Origin of the sequence: Borreliella bavariensis PBi (assembly GCF_000196215.1) — a bacterium.
Classification (GTDB): Bacteria; Spirochaetota; Spirochaetia; order Borreliales; family Borreliaceae; genus Borreliella; species Borreliella garinii.
On sequence record NC_006156.1, the window covers coordinates 439083 to 458738 of the forward strand.

The 19656-nt window shown below is 32.2% G+C and carries 12 protein-coding genes, 2 tRNA genes and 4 rRNA genes; 5 read left to right on the top strand and 13 right to left on the bottom strand.

Annotation, left to right across the window (positions count from 1 at the left end):
• Positions 1-7: 7 nt before the first annotated feature.
• From rrf to BG_RS02090, 4 genes are all read right to left on the bottom strand, one after another.
• Positions 8-118, bottom strand: a 5S ribosomal RNA gene (gene rrf, locus BG_RS02075).
• 23 nt (positions 119-141) lie between these two features.
• A 23S ribosomal RNA gene (locus BG_RS02080) occupies positions 142-3070 on the bottom strand.
• Between the two features lie 204 nt (positions 3071-3274).
• Positions 3275-4114, bottom strand: a complete 840-nt coding sequence (locus tag BG_RS02085) for a Cof-type HAD-IIB family hydrolase (protein WP_011193746.1) — start codon at positions 4112-4114, stop codon at positions 3275-3277.
• A gap of 133 nt (positions 4115-4247) precedes the next feature.
• A complete protein-coding gene (locus BG_RS02090; protein ID WP_011193747.1) occupies positions 4248-4808 on the bottom strand; it encodes a DNA-3-methyladenine glycosylase in 561 nt (186 codons plus the stop codon).
• A gap of 1024 nt (positions 4809-5832) precedes the next feature.
• On the opposite strand from BG_RS02090, the gene BG_RS02095 reads away from it, so the two are divergent.
• A tRNA-Ile gene (locus BG_RS02095) sits at positions 5833-5906 on the top strand.
• 367 nt (positions 5907-6273) lie between these two features.
• Here the strand turns inward: BG_RS02095 and BG_RS02100 are convergent.
• From BG_RS02100 to rsmI, 5 genes are all read right to left on the bottom strand, one after another.
• A 16S ribosomal RNA gene (locus tag BG_RS02100) occupies positions 6274-7379 on the bottom strand.
• Positions 7380-7442: 63 nt separating this feature from the next.
• Positions 7443-7516: transfer RNA gene (locus tag BG_RS02105), tRNA-Ala, on the bottom strand.
• Between the two features lie 174 nt (positions 7517-7690).
• Positions 7691-9226 (bottom strand): 16S ribosomal RNA (locus BG_RS02110).
• Positions 9227-9439: 213 nt separating this feature from the next.
• Positions 9440-9988: a nucleoside 2-deoxyribosyltransferase gene (locus BG_RS02115; protein WP_004792617.1), complete on the bottom strand. Its 549-nt coding sequence runs from the start codon at positions 9986-9988 to the stop codon at positions 9440-9442.
• A 94-nt stretch (positions 9989-10082) separates the two neighbouring features.
• Positions 10083-10757 carry a 16S rRNA (cytidine(1402)-2'-O)-methyltransferase gene (gene rsmI, locus BG_RS02120; RefSeq protein ID WP_011193749.1) on the bottom strand — a complete coding sequence of 225 codons (675 nt, stop codon included), beginning with the start codon at positions 10755-10757 and terminating at the stop codon, positions 10083-10085.
• Between the two features lie 208 nt (positions 10758-10965).
• On the opposite strand from rsmI, the gene BG_RS02125 reads away from it, so the two are divergent.
• On the top strand, positions 10966-11283 hold the full coding sequence (locus BG_RS02125) for a hypothetical protein (RefSeq protein WP_011193750.1): 318 nt from the start codon (positions 10966-10968) through the stop codon (positions 11281-11283).
• Between the two features lie 29 nt (positions 11284-11312).
• On the opposite strand, the gene BG_RS02130 is transcribed toward BG_RS02125, so the two are convergent.
• Positions 11313-11702 carry a DUF1893 domain-containing protein gene (locus BG_RS02130; RefSeq protein WP_004790796.1) on the bottom strand — a complete coding sequence of 130 codons (390 nt, stop codon included), beginning with the start codon at positions 11700-11702 and terminating at the stop codon, positions 11313-11315.
• Between the two features lie 117 nt (positions 11703-11819).
• Here BG_RS02130 and BG_RS02135 point away from each other — a divergent pair, with 117 nt between their 5' ends.
• The 3 genes from BG_RS02135 to BG_RS02145 all read left to right on the top strand — a co-directional run bounded on the left by BG_RS02135 (position 11820) and on the right by BG_RS02145 (position 14002).
• Complete coding sequence (locus BG_RS02135) at positions 11820-12425, top strand: YigZ family protein (RefSeq protein WP_011193751.1); 606 nt, start codon at positions 11820-11822, stop codon at positions 12423-12425.
• A 108-nt stretch (positions 12426-12533) separates the two neighbouring features.
• The gene (locus BG_RS02140; RefSeq protein ID WP_011193752.1) at positions 12534-13286 is read left to right on the top strand and encodes a ParA family protein; all 753 of its coding nucleotides are present in this window, start codon (positions 12534-12536) and stop codon (positions 13284-13286) included.
• Between the two features lie 2 nt (positions 13287-13288).
• Entirely contained in the window at positions 13289-14002 is a 714-nt protein-coding gene (locus BG_RS02145) for a hypothetical protein (protein ID WP_011193753.1), read from the top strand.
• Between the two features lie 268 nt (positions 14003-14270).
• Here BG_RS02145 and BG_RS02150 read toward each other — a convergent pair whose 3' ends face one another.
• The 3 genes from BG_RS02150 to gyrB form a co-directional block, all read right to left on the bottom strand.
• A complete protein-coding gene (locus BG_RS02150; RefSeq protein ID WP_011193754.1) occupies positions 14271-15053 on the bottom strand; it encodes a ParB/RepB/Spo0J family partition protein in 783 nt (260 codons plus the stop codon).
• A gap of 118 nt (positions 15054-15171) precedes the next feature.
• Complete coding sequence (gene gyrA, locus BG_RS02155; RefSeq protein WP_011193755.1) at positions 15172-17604, bottom strand: DNA topoisomerase (ATP-hydrolyzing) subunit A; 2433 nt, start codon at positions 17602-17604, stop codon at positions 15172-15174.
• 11 nt (positions 17605-17615) lie between these two features.
• The gene (gyrB, locus tag BG_RS02160) at positions 17616-19520 is read right to left on the bottom strand and encodes a DNA topoisomerase (ATP-hydrolyzing) subunit B (RefSeq protein ID WP_011193756.1); all 1905 of its coding nucleotides are present in this window, start codon (positions 19518-19520) and stop codon (positions 17616-17618) included.
• Positions 19521-19656: the final 136 nt, after the last annotated feature.

Below are 19656 nucleotides of genomic sequence, written 5' to 3' on the forward strand. Positions count from 1 at the left end.
ATAAAAACCCTGGCAATAGCTTACTCTCCCGCGAACTCGCAGTACCATCAGCGAATAAGAGCTTAACTTCTGTGTTCGGAATGATAACAGGTGTTTCCTCTTTTCTTTAACCACCAGGGTTTTTATAAGGAAGACAAAAATATGGCCAAAGACACGGGTAATTAGTATTAGTGAGCTTAATACATTACTATACTTACACTTCTAACCTATCAACCTGGTATTCTTCCAGGACCCTTAAAGGATATCTCATCTTGAGGAAGGCTTCCCACTTAGATGCTTTCAGCGGTTATCCTTTCCGAACGTAGCTACCCAGCACTTACCCTTGGCAGGATAACTGGTACACTAGAGGTTCGTCCATCTCGGTCCTCTCGTACTAAAGATAGCTCCTCTCAAATATCCAACGCTTGTGGCAGATAGGGACCAAACTGTCTCACGACGTTCTGAACCCAGCTCGCGTACCGCTTTAAATGGCGAACAGCCATACCCTTAGGACCTGCTCCAGCCCTAGGATGCGATGAGCCGACATCGAGGTGCCAAACCCTTCCGTCGATGTGAACTCTTGGGAAGGATAAGCCTGTTATCCCCGGAGTACCTTTTATTCGTTAAGTGACGGCGCTTCCACTTGCCACCGCCAGATCACTAAGACCTACTTTCGTATCTGTTCGACTTGTCAGTCTTACAGTTAAGCTACCTTATGCCTTTACACTTACAGAGTGATTTCCAACCACTCTAAGGTAACCTTTGCGCACCTCCGTTACTCTTTAGGAGGCGACCGCCCCAGTCAAACTACCCACCTGGCACTCTCCTTATATTTCTATAAGTTAGAAACCTAATTAAACAAGGGTGGTATTTCAAGATTGACTCCACTACCCCTAACGAGATAGCTTCAAAGTCTCCCACCTATCCTACACATATTTAATCAAATCTCAATACCAAGCTATAGTAAAGGTTCACGGGGTCTTTCCGTCTAACCACAAGTAATCGGCATCTTCACCGATACTTCAATTTCACCGAGCTCCACGTTGAGACAGCGTCCAAATCGTTACACCATTCGTGCGGGTCGGAACTTACCCGACAAGGAATTTCGCTACCTTAGGACCGTTATAGTTACGGCCGCCGTTTACTGGGGCTTAAATTCAATGCTTCGAATAAACTAACATCTCCTCTTAACCTTCCAGCACCGGGCAGGTGTCAGTCCCTATACTTCTCTTTACAGATTTGCAGAGACCTGTGTTTTTGGTAAACAGTCGTTTGGACCATTTTTATGCTACCTAATTGCTTAGGTCGTACTTATCCCGAAGTTACGTACGTATTTTGCAGAGTTCCTTAACGTGGATTCTCTCGCGCGCCTTAGAATTTTCATCCCACCTACCTGTGTCGGTTTGCGGTACGGTCCCTTATAGCCTAACCTTAGAAGTTATTTCTTGGCACCTTGACTACCTACATTTCATGTTACCTAAATAACACTCATCATCACATCTCAGCTCTCTTAACGGATTTTCCTATTAAGATCATAACCTTAATGCTTAAACTAGGACAACCATCGCCTAGCAGTAGTTAACCTCATGCGTCACTCCATCGAAACTATAAGAGGTACGGGAATATTAACCCGTTTCCCATCGACTACACTTTTCAGCTTTGCCTTAGGGGCCGACTAACCCTGGGAAGACGACCTTTACCCAGGAAACCTTAGGTTTTCGGCGAATGGGGATCTCACCCATTTTTTCGTTACTCATACCTGCATTCTCACTTCTGATACCTCCATCAAACTTTCCAGCTTAACTTCTCTGGCTTACAGAACGCTCCCCTACCATCTTAACTTTCGTCAAGATCCAAAGCTTCGGTAATGTGTTTAGCCCCGTTACATTATCGGCGCTTAAGTACTCGACCAGTGAGCTATTACGCACTCTTTAAAGGTATGGCTGCTTCTAAGCCAACCTCCTGGCTGTTTACGTACCTAAACCTCCTTTTCCACTTAACACATTTTTGAGACCTTAGCTGTTGGTCTGGGTTGTTTCCCTCTCGACTATGAACCTTATCGCCCATAGCCTCACTCCTATTCATTATTTAATAGCATTCGGAGTTTAACTGAGTTTGGTACCCTTTGACAGGCCCTAGCTCAATTAGTGCTCTACCTCCATTAAACTAAAATAAGGCTGAACTTAAATCCATTTCGGGGAGAACCAGCTATCTCCGAGTTTGTTTAGCCTTTCACTCCTATTCACAGCTCATCCCTGCCTTTTTAAACAGACTAGAGTTCGGCCCTCCACTTGGTTTTACCCAAGCTTCAGCCTGGCCATAAATAGATCACTCGGCTTCGGGTCTACCACATCTAACTAAATCGCCCTTTTAAGACTCGCTTTCGCTTCGACTCCAGCACTTCAATGCTTTAATCTTGCTAGACATGATAACTCGCAGGTTCATTATGCAAAAGGCACGCCATCACCGCAATAAATCGCGGCTTTGACTGCTTGTAAGTCTACGGTTTCAGTTCTATTTCACTCCCCTCCCGGGGTTCTTTTCACCTTTCCCTCACGGTACTCTTCTCTATCGGTAGCTTTTTAGTATTTAGCCTTGGAGAGTGGTCTCCCCAGCTTCAAACAAGGTTTCTCGTGCCTCGTCCTACTCAGGAACATTTTAAAAAGATATTTACATTTAAATTACAGGACTATCACCTTCTTTGGTTAAACTTTCCAGATTATTCTTCTATGTAAATATTTTGTAACTTTTTTGCTTATCACAGACTAAGCCTAAACGTCCTACAACCCTATAAATGCAACGCTCTGCAACTTGACACATTTAAAGTTTGGGCTACTCCCCTTTCGCTCGCCACTACTAAGGGAATCTCTTTGATTTCTTTTCCTCAGGGTACTTAGATGGTTCACTTCCCCTGGTATCGCCTCTATTATTTAGATAATAGATAGCTAGCATCTTGCTAGCTGGATTACTCCATTCGGTAATCTTGGGATCAATAAATGTTTGCTTCTCCCCCAAGCTTTTCGCAGCTTACCACGACCTTCTTCGCCTTAAAGCTCCTAGGCATTCACCATAGACTCTTATTACTTTGACCATATTTTTATCTTCCATCTCTATTTTGCCAATTTGTTTATGCAACATAGAATAATATATATCTTTGTTTAATCCATGTCAATACTTATCCCAATATTTTAATAAATAAATTTACAAAAATACATTATAAGTAAAAAATTTACATTTTAAATAAAAGATTCTGCTAAAAATAAACCAAATGCATTAAACATTAGAATGCAAACTATTAATATTTAATATTAAGCTCAAAAAAATCAATTAAAAACCTAGCAACACCATCTTCATTATTACTAAATTTTGTTGTTTCATTATTTGCTAAGTTAATCTTAAGAAATTCATTGGCATTTTTCATTAAAACACCTTTGCCAAGATTTTTTAGCATCTCATAATCATTATTATTGTCTCCAAAGGCTAAAACATCAGACAATGGAATGTTTTCAAGAAAAGCAATATTTTTAATAGCATTATATTTATCAGCATTAATATTGGTAATCTCTAATAAATCCTTAGAAGAAAAAAACACCCTTATGTCCTGAAAATCTTTATTCTTAATTTCATTGTCAAGTTTATTAAGAGTTGCTAAATCGTCACAATAATAAACAATCTTAGAAACAGAATCAACGTCTAATTTAGTCAAATCTCCGATGATAACATTTAAGCCTAAATCCCTAATAAAATGTTTCATAATGGGGCTTTTAACATCTGAATTAGAATACCAAGTGTCAAAAGTATAAAGATTAACATCAACATTATCTTTATGTATCTTGAGAATTTCTTTTACTAAGCTATAACTCATTGCATGTCTAAAAATTAAATTTTCTTGCAAAAACACTTCAGCTCCATTCGCCGTTACAAGATAATTCTCATTAATATTAATTTCTTTTAATTGATTCCTGACATTTCTAATTTCACTCAGCCTTCTACCAGTTGCAATAATTATTTTAAAATCTTTTTCCAAGGTCAAAAGAACCTCAAGGGTTAAAAAAGTAATCTCATGACTATCGTTCAGCAAAGTACCATCAAGGTCAAAAACCAGCATTTTATATCTTTTATAATTAGAATTCATATATAAATCTCTCTTGTAAGATATAATATCACAAATGATTTATTCTTAATAAATTGATCCTAAAACATAAAATAATCAAATTTAAGCAAATTATATTTTTTGAAACTTTTTAAAAACTTTATTTAAACAAAAATCAACGCCTTGAAACAAATTTATTATCTTTAATATAAAATCTCCAAAGTTTGTTTATATCATCCTCTTGCGCATAATTAATATTTATTCTTTTTGAACAAACTATATTAAAATCTAGATTCAAATCTCTTTGCAAAAAAAGTTCATTATTACCAATAAGATCAACTTTATTGAAAGTTAAATCAATGTTTAAAAATTTTGTAAGTTTACCGGGGCCATTAGTAAGAGCGCTTTTCTTCCCCAATAATGGAGAAATAGGCTCTATGCTTCTAATTAAAACGGCTTGAGGATTGTTTTTATCCGCAGTCACAACATTAAACATATAATGCATTCCATATATCATATACACATAAGAATATCCTCCTATGCTATACATAGCATTTGTGCGATTTGTTCTCTTGCCGCCATAAGAATGACAAGCGCTATCTGCTATTCCCATATAAGCTTCTGTTTCAACAATTCTGGCAACTATTTCCTTTTTATTGATTTTCCTGATCAACAAATTTCCGAGCAATAATCTTGCGACAGTAGTAGCATCTTGCAAAAAAAAATATCGATCCATAAACTCAATTTTAAAACAAGACAATAATAAAAAAAATTATTGCCAAAACACATATGTAAAATACAAGAACACATTCCCCATAATAAGAATAAAAACTAAAATGGTTTATTTATTCAATAAATACATATTTTAATAAAATTCTTGACTGGTTAATAAATTTTTATTGATTAAAAAACAAAAAAATTTAACAGTACACAAATTTATAGATTTTAGATCTACTTATATGAAAAACTTTTAATAACAAATTCTTTAAAAATTTCAATTGCTAAGATTGAAAAAAGGTCTGAACAATCCGCCATCTATTAATAAAGATTAATTTTTAAAATAGGTATTTATAGATTTTACCAATTATAAATATCTACTAATAAAATGTTTTGCATTTTTTAAAAAATCAAACATTGGTCATGCATAATAAATCAAACATGGTACTTTTTAGACTACCTTTAACTTATTCCTCTATAGCAATAAAACAAATTAAAAAGCTAAAATAGCCCAGCTTCAATAAGCTTATATGAAAATATATAATTCAAAATATCTAAGCAGTAAAAATAAAAGATATTTTATAAAAAATTGATTAAATTAATCTATCGATCAATAAAAAATATTTCTAAAATTGATTGCACTTCAAAAAAAAAGAAAAATATCTTTACCTTTAAAGGCCACTTAAGGTAATTATAAAAGCCGCCAAAACAAAAGCAGCATTATTTATTTATTCAACTTTCCCAAAAAAGCTGAATAAATAATGCTATAACTTTAAAAATTCTTTTGGCTTGCTCACAACAACCGCACAATAAAATACTGCAATTTCAATATCGAAATAATTGCTATAAATCATAACAATCTTTTAAATAGGTAGAAATAAAATTAACAAATCTTATAAAACACTTATATAAATAACAGGCATTAATAAATATATGGAAAATCATAAACCATACACAATATCTCTTATATCTTTTCAAGATGCAAGAGATATTGACAAAGTCAAAAGATTTAAATAAAATTTGTAAAGAATTGGTATGCTTAAGGGATCATAGCTCAGGTGGTTAGAGCGCAGGTCTGATAAACCTGAGGTCGGATGTTCAACTCATCCTGGTCCCAATGTGTTCCATTATTATAGTCACTTCGGCATTCCTTTAAGCCAATTAATCAGAACAATAAAACATTTGGTATATATTAAGCAATATTTATAATATAATCTCAATTTTAAAATGGCCAATTGCCGTTATATTAGATTTAAAATGCACATCTAGCAATATAAAAACCTTTCACCTCAAAATTTAAAATTATGATTTACTATTAACAACGCTTAATTCAATACTCAACTATATAACACCAAATACTTACCAAAGATTTATTTTTTTTCAAGTTTAAACTAAAAATTTACTTTGACTTAAAAAAATTTTCATCAAAATAAAAATACAGAGAAAAATTAATGAAATTCATCTTAATTTATCTTTATCTTAAAAAGGAAGACAATTTAACCATATTTTATAATACAATTACCTTGTTAAGCCTTCAACCTACACTAAACATACCTCAAATACCTTACTCTCTTATAGATTAGAACAATGGTTTTAGGCATTCTCAGCTCAGACGGTGTGACGAGCAGTGTATAGAAGGCCCAAAGACATATTCGCCATATCATTTAAATACGCAATTACTAGCGATTCTAACTTTATGAAACAGACCTTAAGACTTCAGTTCGAATTAAGACCTGCTTTAAGCACCTTGTTTCGCATCACTGTTTAGCTCCGCTTTGCAAAGACCATTGTAATAGGTGTTGCCTAGAACATAAGGACCATGATGATCTGGAGACATTCTCATCTTCCTCTAACTTGTCGCTTGCAGTCTTATCTAGGTCTCTACCATTATACATTGATAATAAAGAATGAGGATTGAACTCCTCGCAAAGCCTAGCTCAACACCTCACAATCAAAACTGACAATAACCATATAGCAATTATATATAGCTACCAAGCTGGGAATAATTATCTCTAACCACATCCTATACACACCAAACCCCGGCAAGGTTCACCGCATATCGTCGAATTAAAACACATGCTCCACCGCTTATATAGGCTCCAGTCAATTCCTTTGAGATTCACTATTGAAAGAATCTCTCCCTCAAGAGATATACTTAACACATTAGTCTTAGTGCCAACTTTTAGTTAAAACTAAGTTTTCATCATTTACAGCACAGAATGTAGGGATACCTAATCCTATTTGCTCCCTACGCTTTCGTGACTCAGTATCAGCCTTACCCTAAAAGTTCGCCTTCGCCTCTGACATCCTTCCCAACATCAAAAAATACCATACCACCCTTTCATTAAAAATTCCAACTTCCCCTATTAAGCCCTAGATATATAGCTGACAACATAGATCTACAATTGAGCTATGCCATTTATACATAAACCTATAAATTATTTCTAGTGGATATTCCTATCTCATGGGTAGACCATTCACACGTTAATTGCTTGTTAGCCACCAAATGCATTACTATATCCCGATTGACTTGCATGTTTAAGACAAACCAACAGGGTTAGTTCTGGGTCAGGGCCAAACCCTTCGTCATTCTTGTTCTTATTTAAAAGAATTAATAAACTTGCTTAACAACATGCTTAATCTATATGTATAATGGAGGTTAAGGGACTCGAACCCTTGACCCTCGGCTTGCAAAGCCGATGCTCTAGCCAACTGAGCTAAACCCCCAATCAATCTAAACCTAAGCTTGGGCTTAACAAAATTCTTTAATATTCCTAAAAAAATCAATATAAAAACTTTTCTCAAGTCTATAAAAATAATCTTGGTTTTAAAAACTCTTTTACCAAAAGAAAAGAGTAGGGAAGAGTTAATGGAATTAGCCTTAATTTATCTTTCTCTTAGAAAGGAGGTGATCCAGCCGCACTTTCCAGTACGGCTACCTTGTTACGACTTCACCCCCCTCACTAAACATACCTTAAATACCTTCCTCCCTTACGGGTTAGAATAATAGCTTCGGGTATCCTCAACTCGGGTGGTGTGACGGGCGGTGTGTACAAGGCCCGAGAACGTATTCACCGTATCATTCTGATATACGATTACTAGCGATTCCAACTTCATGAAGTCGAGTTTCAGACTTCAATCCGGACTGAGACCTGCTTTATGCGTTTTGCTTCACATCACTGTTTCGCTTCGCTTTGTACAGGCCATTGTAGCACGTGTGTAGCCCAGGACATAAGGGCCATGATGATTTGACGTCATCCTCACCTTCCTCCGACTTATCACCGGCAGTCTTATCTGAGTCCCCACCATTACATGCTGGTAACAGATAACAAGGGTTGCGCTCGTTGCGGGACTTAACCCAACACCTCACAGCACGAGCTGACGACAACCATGCAGCACCTGTATATAGACCCCAAACGGGGAATAATTATCTCTAACTATATCCTATATATGTCAAGCCCTGGTAAGGTTCCTCGCGTATCATCGAATTAAACCACATGCTCCACCGCTTGTGCGGGCCCCCGTCAATTCCTTTGAGTTTCACTCTTGCGAGCATACTCCCCAGGCGGCACACTTAACACGTTAGCTTCGGTACTAACTTTTAGTTAACACCAAGTGTGCATCGTTTACAGCGTAGACTACCAGGGTATCTAATCCTGTTTGCTCCCTACGCTTTCGTGACTCAGCGTCAGTCTTGACCCAGAAGTTCGCCTTCGCCTCCGGTATTCTTTCTGATATCAACAGATTCCACCCTTACACCAGAAATTCTAACTTCCTCTATCAGACTCTAGACATATAGTTTCTAACATAGTTCCACAGTTGAGCTGTGGTATTTTATGCATAGACTTATATATCCGCCTACTCACCCTTTACGCCCAATAATCCCGAACAACGCTCGCCCCTTACGTATTACCGCGGCTGCTGGCACGTAATTAGCCGGGGCTTATTCATAAATTAACGTCATCACTTCGTCATTTCCTACAAAGCTTATTCCTCATTTATAAAAGAATTTTACAATCTTTCGACCTTCTTCATTCACGCAGTGTCGCTCCGTCAGGCTTTCGCCCATTGCGGAAGATTCTTAGCTGCTGCCTCCCGTAGGAGTCTGGACCGTATCTCAGTTCCAGTGTGACCGTTCACCCTCTCAGGCCGGTTACTTATCATCGCCTTGGTAGGCATTTACCCTACCAACTAACTAATAAGACGCAGACTCATCTACAAGCGAAGCTTTAAAGGCTTCCTTTCATCAATCAACAAATTAATTGACTTTATTCGGTATTAGCTACTATTTCTAATAGTTATCCCCATCTCGTAGGTAGATCATCCACGCGTTACTCACCCGTTCGCCACTAGATGTATTGCTACATCCCGTTTGACTTGCATGCTTAAGACGCACTGCCAGCGTTAGTTCTAAGCCAGGATCAAACTCTTCGTTATTTCTTATTTTTATTTAAAAAAATTAACAAGTTGTGTTTATTCTTTTGTTTGGCTTTCAACCTTACTTAACTCTTCCCTTCTCTCATCTTCCAATAATCATTTCAACCTTTAATACTTTAACAAAAGAAGAATCATATTGTCAATACTTTTGCATTATTTTATTAACACAAAAACATAAAAAATAAATTTTATTAATCAACCATGATAAAAGCATTAACAACCACATTTTTCATTAACAGGTAGAGTTGTAAGAATTTTTTTCAATTTATCTCCTAATTTAGCTTTTAAATAATCGAAGAAAGTTCTAAAACTTTCATTATCTCCTTTAAACTTAATCCACAATTCTTTAAAAGTCAAAATTCCTTCCCTAAGATCCTTGTAATTAGAAAAAGATGCATTACAATCGCTATACATCAAATTATAAAAATCAGAATCTTTTTTGTCTTTAAAAAAATCTATGCTTGGTATTTTTTTAGCAAAGGCAAATCCCCTCTCATAAGCCGTGCCTGCATCAACATAATTAACCAAAGCTAAGACAATATCACTACTAACTAACTCTTTTAAGTCTATTTCTCTTATTTTCTCTCTTATATCTCTATTGGCAAACTTATAATCAACCTTTTCAAGCAATCCCATCTTTTTGACAGCATGATGCTCTGGAGAAAATATATCTAAATTAAACTCTTCAAGAAATTTTAAAACCTCATCCCTCAGCTTAATTTGCTCTTCGTTAAAAAATGGAGAAGCTAAATAAATTTTCATAAAAACCCCTATTAAAATTTAAGTATAACATAATAAATCAATCGGGTAAAACCAAAAATAAATAAAGTTTTAATATCTAAATAGAAAACATTTATTATGAAGAACTTCTGCTGACTAAAATAGTAAATTCTCCTTTAACCTTCTCCTTACTTGATTCAAAATATTTTTTTAATTCTAAGGGCTTGCCAATTTGATATTCTTCATAAATTTTTGTCATCTCTCGACCAATAAGAATCTTCGCATCTAAGCTAACGGAAGAAATTTCAACAAGCAATTTCAAAAGTCTATGACCAGATTCAAGCAACACAAATGCATCACCCCTTTTATATAGCTCGGCAATTTTTTTAAATCTTTTAAGACCCTTGTTAGGCAAAAATCCCTCGAAAAGTACTGATTTGTCTCTAAAAGGATTAACGCTTACAATCGTATTAAAAGAGCTTACTCCAGGAATTGGGCAAACTTTATATCCCTCTCGAAAAGCAGCGGCAACTAACAGACTACCGGGATCACTAAGGCCTGGAGTACCGGCATCACTAACAAAAGCAACAGAATCTCCTTTTGCTAAATAATCCAATAGCAATCTTATCTTTTTATTTTCTGTTACGGCATTACAAGAAATCATTTTTTTATTAATTTTATATCGCGACAAAAGCTTAATAGTGACTCTTGTATCTTCTGCAAAAATAACATTTACCGATTTTAAAACATCAACCGCTCTATAAGTAATATCTTCTAAATTGCCTATTGGCGTACCCACAATGTATAACATAACTCCTTTTAATTCCTCCAAAAACCAAAAATAAATATATTAAAAGCATCTTCCTTCATAATAAAATTCTAAAATCCTTTATTTACTAAAATATAAAAATAATCTATAAGCTACATTTTATATGTCTATCAAAATACTTGCTTTTGTATTACACTTAGTTATATTATTAAGTATTAATGATCAAAAAGTTAAAAGAAAGGGAAAATTTATGTTTGCATTAATTAGAAAAATATTTATAATTTATTTTCTATGCATTACTCTTGCAGGCTTTGCCATGATTTTTATTGACAGCAAATTTACCGAACAATCTAATGCTAAAGAGAATCAAAACAAAATTAATCAACATAAAATCGAACCTAATTTAATTATGTTTACATCTTCTATAGGAGGATTTTTGGGCGTTTATGCTGGAATTTGGATCTTTAACTATGATAAAAACAATTTTTACCTAAATTGGGGGAATTTAATAATATTAATATACAATATAGCCCTAATTATCACCGTATACTCAAAGTCACATAGTTAGCTAAAGCTAAGCTTAATTATTTTAATAATTTATAAATTATTAACTATAATGCCTCTTTTAATCATATATTTATAAACCTCTTCGGGATTTTCCAAGCTTTCAATCAAGTTTTCTGCCTTGTCATTTATTTTTTCCACCAATTTTTTATAAGCTACTTTTATTCCCCTACTTTCTAAAAAATCCTTTGCGGGTTGAGAAACAACCCCAGCTTGAACATTTTGAAGGCCTATATTATAAATAATAATGGCCGCCGCCTTGCCCACAACTTTATCATAAATTTCAAGTCCTTCTTTATTTTGAATATACTTGTTGATAAAATTATCTACCTCTAAAAGAGGCTTTAATCCCCTTTCCATGTTAGAATAAAGTATTTTATGATCTTTAAATAACCTTAATGTTGGATTCAAGCCTGATATCATTTAAAACCCCTTTTTTGACCATACTTTATAATAATCAATAATAAAAACAAACACTATTAATAATATACATAAACAATAAATACTGCAATATCTAAAAAAATAGTATACTTACGCTATATGATATTCGTACCCAAAAACAATAGTAATTCTAAAATTGAAATAAAAAAATCTATCTTTGTTTCATATATTTTAAATATTGAAAAAAAAGAAGATATAAGTAAAACTATTAAAAAATATAAAATAAAATTTAAAAATGCTACACACGTAGTTTATGGATTTAGAATTGGGAACAAGAACTCATTTCTCAATGGAATGAGTGATAATAGAGAGCCTAATTTAACGGCCGGAAAACCCACATTAGATGCTATAATACATAACAATTTAACTGATACCTTAATAATCACATTACGATATTTTGGAGGAACTTTACTTGGTAGGGGGGGGTTGATTAAAGCATATTACAAGTCTGCCAAAGAAGTTATTAAAAATACACCTATAATAGAAAAAGAGGAGTTAGAAACTCTAAGTTTAAATCTAAATTACAATCAATACAATTTACTATTAAAAATGAAAAATAAACTTGAAATAGAAATAATAGATTCAAACTTTTCAAACAAAATAAACACTTCAATTAAATTTAAAACAAAAAATAAGCAAAAAATATCGGAATTTTTTATAAAAAACGGCTTAATTCAAGAAATTATCAAATTTAATAAAGAATAATATATATGCCAAATAATCAAATATTTAAAACTACTTTAAAGTATTATTATTTTTGCCATTTATGTTTTAAAATATAAAAACAAAACCAAATAAAAAGAGAAAATTTATATGAAAATAATATCTGTAATTAATCAAAAAGGGGGAGTAGGAAAAACTACAAGCGCTATTAATATTTCTTATTCAATGACCCTACTTAATAAAAAAATTCTTCTAATAGATATTGATTCACAAGGAAACTCTACTAGCGGCACAAACACTTCAGAATATATAGTCGAAAATTCAAGTTATGAACTTATTAATAAAAAAATTAAGGTCAAACCTTTAAATCATTTTGAATTAGACATAATCCCATCTAGTATAAAATTAGCTTTACTCGAAAAAGAATTAATAAATGAACTTTCAAGGGAAAATTTTTTAAAAAATGCATTAACATTATACGAAAAAGATAAATACGATTTTATCATTATCGACTGTCCTCCTACACTTTCAATATTAAATATAAATGCCCTTATTGCAAGTAATTATTTATTAATACCAATTGAAACAGAATTTTTTGCATTTGAAGGCATCAATCAACTAATAGATACAATAAATACAGTAAAGCAAATAAATACAAATTTGGAGATTTTGGGTGTTTTTATAAACAAATACGACATAAGAAACAAAAGTAAAGAAAAATATGTAAGCTCGTTAAAAAAAGTTTTTAAAGAAAAACTTTTAAATACAAAAATAAGGAAAAATATAACCATTTCAAAATCTCAAGAAGCAAAAATGCCTGTATATGAATATGACAAAGAAAGCAATGCTGCAAAAGATTTCTTAGAGCTCTCAAAAGAGATAATAGACAAAATTGAGGAATAACTATGTCTGACAATCTAGAAACTTTAATGTTTCTAATGGGAAAAAAATTAGAAACATCTTCAAGCGATTCGAGAAATATCGAAAAAAAAGAAATTATTTCAATTGAAAGAAAAAACTTTGACTACAACAATCTAGATAAAAGTATTTCTGATTTTTTAAAAACAAAACAATATGAAATTTTCAATATTTTTAATAATACTTATACAAAAATTGGAAAGATACTTAAAGAAACTCAAGATAAATTAAAAGGCAATAATCAATATAACGGACTTTTTTATCGGTGGTTCAAAAGCATGGGATTTAAAAAAGATAAGGTTTACGCTTTAATATCAAGATATAATTTGCTTATCGAAAATTCCGACAAGCAGCTCACTATAGAAAAATTGCCATTATCTTTATCATATGAAATATCTAAAAAATCTTGCCCCTCTATTTTAAAAGATGAAGTTCTAAATGGCAAAATAAATTCTTTAAAAGAATTTAAAATTGTTTATAAAAAAAGTTTTGATTTAAAGAATACACACAAATCATTGCTTAATAAAGATAAAAAATATGAAAACGATATAAAAGAAGAGTTGGATTTCATATTAAAAAATATAATAGAATTTAAAAATATTGAATTTAATAAATTAAGCCAAGAAAACTTAAAATTATTTTTTCATTCTATTTTAGAAATAAAGAAAAAAATAAAATATATCAAGAATAATTTTATATAAATTTACAACCTCACTAATAAGTATAAATAAAATATATATTCTTATTGTTCATTTTGCAAATATTAGATTGTTTTTTTACTTTTAAATTTAACTATAAATAACAAAATATAAACTTTGCCTTTCATTTAAAAATTAAGATTTCTTTGTAAAAACTAAATAATTTTAAAACAAGCTTAAAAAATTGCACATTGTGACAAATGTCTAAAAAATAAAAACTCTCATAAAATTAAGAAAAGATATTTTACAATCTTTAAATTATAAAAACAATTTAGCTAATATTACCAAAAAAGGAAACAATTCTTCTTAAATCACCCGCTGTAAAATATTCTATCTCTATTTTTCCTTTATCTTGATTTCCTTTAATATCTATTTTTGTTTGAATTTTATCAAATAAAAACTCTTTTATATTGCTTAAAAAAGGATCTTGTTCTAATTCCCTTTTTCTTACTATGGATTTATAAAAATTTTTTACATATTTTTCTGCATCTCTTACAGAAAACTTTTTTTTCACTATCATTAAATAAAGATTATACCTGTCTTGCTTGTCTTTTAAGGATAAAATAACTTTAGCATGCCCAAAAGAAATTTCTTTCCTATGCACTGCATTTAATATTTCTTGTTCAAGATCCAAAATCCTAACTAAATTTGAAATATAGGCTCTACTTTTGCCAATTTTTTCAGACAAATCCTTTTGAGTTAAAGAATATTTATTCATTACATTTTTATAGGCATAGGCTTCCTCAACAGGCGTAAAATTTTCTCTTTGAATATTTTCAACCAAAGGCATAAAATCTCTACAAGATTCTTTTATGTTAACTTCTATAACAGGAATATTCGTCATCTGAATAAGTTTAGCAGCCCTAAACCTTCTTTCTCCTACTATTATTTTATATCTCTCATTTGCTTTGCAAACAATTATAGGTTGCAAAATTCCATTTTCTTTTATAGAAATGCTTAACTCTTCTAATTCAACAGGGCTAACAAATTTCCTTGGCTGATCGTTATCAATATCTAAAAGTTGAATATCTATCATTTTATAAACTCCATCCATATTATCAGAACCTCCTACAACACCAAATTTTACCAGGTTATAATATTGAATTACAATTTAAGAATAAAAAAAAAGAATGTTCCACGTGGAACATTCTTAAATAAGAAAAACCAATTCTTTATTTAATAAATTTTGAAACAGAAACCAAGCTGTCATTATCAAGAAATAATACTTGAATTCCTCTAGCATCTTTGCCTTGTTCAGATACTTTTCCAGCTACTGTTCTTAAAGCTTTTGAACGTTTACTTACAAGCAAGATTTCATCATCCTCTGAAACTGCTATAGCATCAACAACACTACCCGCTTTTTTATCAGATTTTTTATAACTAGTATAGCCAGTGGCTCCTCTTTTAAGTTCAGATATTTTAGAAATGCTTAATCTTTTTCCATACCCATTCTCAGAAATAATCAAAAGATAAGGATTTTCTCTAATCGCCAAAACCTTAACAAACAAATCGCCTTCTTTTAATTTCATTCCACAAACACCCTGGGTACCTCTATTAGTAAGCCTAACATCTCTTGAATTAAATATAAATGCACTACCCTTTTTAGAAAGACAAATTACTTTTTCATCCTTTAAAACAATCTCTGCACTTGTAACAAAATCTTTATCATTAAGTTTAATAACAATAACGCCTCGTGACTTTACTGCTTTAAAATCTGTAGATTCGAATCTAGCTATCTTCCCACTTGCAGTTGTAAGCAATAAATAGGAATCATCGGTAAATTCTTTACTATTCTTAATAGTTAATATTTCTTCCTGATCTCCTAAATTAATAAGCTCACTAATGTTTTGGCCTTTTGAAGCTCTTGAAGAATCTTTTATTTCATAAGCATTAATTAAATAAAGCTTTCCTTCATTTGAAACCATAAACAAATAATCATGAGTATTGACACACAAAGCAATAGCAACCTCATCTCCATCATTAAGATCAAAAGAACTGAGACCTTTCCCTCCTGTACCTTGCAATTTATACTCATTTTGTGAAAGTCTTTTAAGGAAACCTTTCTTTGTAAGCATAACAACAATATTTTCTTTTTGCATTAAATCCGACATACTAGTTTTTAAAACCTCCTCATCATAAATTATTTTAGTTCGACGTTCATCGCCAAATTTCAAACCTAAATTTATAGTTTCTTCTCTTATGATATTAATAATCCTTGCTGGATTCAAGAGAATATCTTCATAATCTTTTATTAAGCTTAAAAGTACATTAAGCTCTTCTTCAAGCTTAAAAATCTCAAGCGCTGTAAGTTTTTGCAGCTTCATATCAAGAACTGAATTGGCCTGAATCTCTGAAAGGCCAAAATTTGCAACAAGTCTCTCCCTTGCATCTTTTGCCAATCTAGATGATTTAATAATATTAATAACCTCATCTATATTATTTAAAGCAATATTCAATCCCTCAAGAACATGTGCTTTCTCTTTTGCCTTTCTCAAGTCAAATTCAATACGTCTTTCGATAACATTTTTTCTATGCTCAATAAATTCAAATAATAATTCTTCCAAATTTAACTGTTTGGGAATACCATCAACAAGGGCTAAATTATTTATACTAAAATGCTTTTTAAATTCAGTATATTCATAAAGCAAATTCATAATAACATGAGGGTCAAATCCTCTTTTAACTTCAAGAACTATTCTAATTCCTTCTCGATCAGACTCATCTCTTATATCCAAAAGTCCTTCTAGCTTTTCTTCTTTTGCCAAAAGCGCAACTTTCATAAGAAGCGCAGATTTATTTACTGTATAAGGTATTTCTGTAACAATTATAGCATTTCTACCTTCTATTCTTTCTTCAATATGGTATCTTGCCCTAATAACAACACTTCCCTTGCCAGTTTTGTATGCTTTAATTAAATTGTCATTATAAACAATCTCCCCAAAAGTTGGAAAATCGGGACCTTTAACTATTTTGAGCAAATCAAAAATAGAAGCATTCTCATTATCTAACATATAAACAATAGCATCACAAATCTCTCTTAAATTGTGGGGTGCCATGTTAGTAGCCATTCCAACAGCAATTCCACTAGAGCCATTTACCAAAAGAAATGGGAATGATGAAGGCATGATCTCAGGCTCACTTAAAGAATCATCATAATTAGACTTAAAATTAACGGTCTCTTTGTCTATATCCTTAACAATATACTCAGTTATTCTTTCCATTTTAGCTTCAGTATATCGCATAGCAGCAGGAGGATCTCCGTCAATAGATCCAAAATTTCCCTGTCCCCGTATTACAGGATATCTAAGTGAAAAGTCTTGAGCAAGTCTTACAAGAGCATCATAAATTGATTGATCTCCATGGGGATGATATTTACCAAGAACATCCCCTACTATTCTTCCAGCTTTTTTAAAAGCTTTATCAGAACGAAGCCCCAGTTCATACATAGAATAAAGTATTCTCCTATGAACTGGCTTAAGACCATCTCTTACATCTGGAAGAGCCCTGGAAACAATAACTGACATTGCATAATTCAAATAAGAAGTTTTTATTTCATCTTCTATCTTAATATTTAATATTTGCTCTTTATTTTCTCCAACTGCCATTAACGCTCCAATTACACATCAAGATTAATTACATTGAGTGCATTCTGTTCAATAAATTCTTTTCTAGGCTCAACTAAATCTCCCATAAGAGTAACAAAAATTTTTTCAGCCTCAATAGCATCATCTATATTTATCAATCTCATTTTTCTTCTAGCAGGATCCATAGTCGTTTCCCAAAGCTGCGTTGGATTCATCTCCCCGAGACCTTTATATCTTTGAAGAAAAATATTATTGCGATTTTTAGTTTCAATAGAATCTAAAAATTTTTCTTTTTCTTTCTCGTCATAAAAATAATAAATACGATTATCATACTTTATTTTATAAAGAGGAGGCATTGCTATATATATATAGCCATTTTCAATTAAATCTCTCATATATCTAAAGAAAAAAGCTAAAAGCAAAGTTCTAATATGAGATCCATCAACATCAGCATCTGCCATAATAATAACCTTGTGGTAACGAAGTTTTGTAATATCAAAAGTTTTGCCAACTCCTGCGCCAAGAGATGCAATTATAGGAATAAGCTTGTCATTGGTAATTACCTTATCTTCTCTTGTTTTCTCAACATTAAGCATTTTACCCCACAATGGTAAAATGGCCTGAAAAAATCTATTTCTACCCATTTTGGCACTTCCTCCAGCAGAATCACCTTCTACAATATAGATCTCTCTTTCTGAGGGGTTTTTAGAAGCACAATCAGCCAATTTTCCGGGCAATGCCAAGCTTTCAAATGCATTTTTTTTTCTTTCTGATTCTCTTGCTTTTCTTGCAGCCTCACGAGCACGAGCGGCTCTTATTGCTTTTTCAAGAATAATGTCTATCTCTAAGGGATTTGAACTAATAATTTCTAATAAATGCTCATATACAATAATCTCAACTATTTTCTTTATCTCAGAATTACCAAGCTTACTCTTTGTTTGACCTTCAAATTGAGGTTCTGGAACTTTAACAGAAATAACAGCTGTAAGTCCCTCTTTAAAATCATCTCCCGTAAGATTTGGAATATCTTTTTTACTTATTTTTGAATTTTTAAAAGCTTCGTTCATAGCCTTAGTAAGGCCACTTCTAAACCCCATAACATGGGTCCCCCCTTCTCTTGTATTAATATTATTAACAAAAGAAAGAATATTGTCAGAATAACTTTCAGTCCATTTAAGACCTACATTAACAATAACATCATTAATAAAACCATCAATATAATAAGATTCTGATTGAAAAGCTTTACTGTCATTAGTTAAATAATCTACAAAAGACTTTATCCCACCTTCAAAATAAAACTTTGAAGATTTTTCTTTACCAGCTCTTTTATCTTCAATTGTAATGTATATTTTATCGTTTAAAAAAGCAAGCTCTTTAAGCCTTTTTTCAAGAACATCGAAATTATAATCTAAGGTTTCAAAAATTTCAGAATCTGCTAAAAAAGTAACCTTGGTTCCCGTAACAGAAGATTCTCCCACAACTTCTACTTTAGAAGTTGGAATACCTTTTGAAAAAGTTTGCCTAAAAATTTTTCCATCCCTATTAACATAAACCTCTAAAAATGAAGACAACGCATTTACAACCGAAATTCCAACGCCATGCAACCCACCAGAAACTTTATAAGTACCCTTATTAAACTTACCGCCAGAATGCAGTTTTGTTAAAACAAGTTCAAGAGCACTAATTCCCTCCTCTTCATGAATATCAGTGGGAATCCCTCTCCCATTATCAATTACAGTTATGGTATTATCTAAATTAATAACAACATCTATTCTATCACAAAACCCAGCTAAAGCCTCATCAATACTATTGTCAACCACCTCATAAACCAAATGGTGCAAACCATTAACAGAAACAGAGCCTATATACATACCAGGCCTTTTCCTAACAGCCTCAAGTCCTTTTAAGACCTGAATGTTACTAGCAACATAATTCATAAACCTTCCATTCATTTAATCAAAATCTAGACACAGATAAATTCTACATTAAAAAAAAAATAATATCTATTACATATAAAGCATCAAAAATTTTTAAAACTTCACAAACAACTTAGATAGAATCCTAATTTAACAT

Bases quoted from the DNA above. Each gene is read 5' to 3' on its own strand.
- BG_RS02085 (WP_011193746.1), bottom strand. From the start codon at position 4,114: ATGAATTCTAATTATAAAAGATATAAAATGCTGGTTTTTGACCTTGAT.
- gyrA (WP_011193755.1), bottom strand. From the start codon at position 17,604: ATGGCAGTTGGAGAAAATAAAGAGCAAATATTAAATATTAAGATAGAA.
- BG_RS02130 (WP_004790796.1), bottom strand. From the start codon at position 11,702: ATGATATCAGGCTTGAATCCAACATTAAGGTTATTTAAAGATCATAAA.
- BG_RS02150 (WP_011193754.1), bottom strand. From the start codon at position 15,053: ATGGATGGAGTTTATAAAATGATAGATATTCAACTTTTAGATATTGAT.
- BG_RS02140 (WP_011193752.1), top strand. From the start codon at position 12,534: ATGAAAATAATATCTGTAATTAATCAAAAAGGGGGAGTAGGAAAAACT.
- rsmI (WP_011193749.1), bottom strand. From the start codon at position 10,757: ATGTTATACATTGTGGGTACGCCAATAGGCAATTTAGAAGATATTACT.
- gyrB (WP_011193756.1), bottom strand. From the start codon at position 19,520: ATGAATTATGTTGCTAGTAACATTCAGGTCTTAAAAGGACTTGAGGCT.
- BG_RS02125 (WP_011193750.1), top strand. From the start codon at position 10,966: ATGTTTGCATTAATTAGAAAAATATTTATAATTTATTTTCTATGCATT.
- BG_RS02115 (WP_004792617.1), bottom strand. From the start codon at position 9,988: ATGAAAATTTATTTAGCTTCTCCATTTTTTAACGAAGAGCAAATTAAG.
- BG_RS02135 (WP_011193751.1), top strand. From the start codon at position 11,820: ATGATATTCGTACCCAAAAACAATAGTAATTCTAAAATTGAAATAAAA.
- BG_RS02145 (WP_011193753.1), top strand. From the start codon at position 13,289: ATGTCTGACAATCTAGAAACTTTAATGTTTCTAATGGGAAAAAAATTA.
- BG_RS02090 (WP_011193747.1), bottom strand. From the start codon at position 4,808: ATGGATCGATATTTTTTTTTGCAAGATGCTACTACTGTCGCAAGATTA.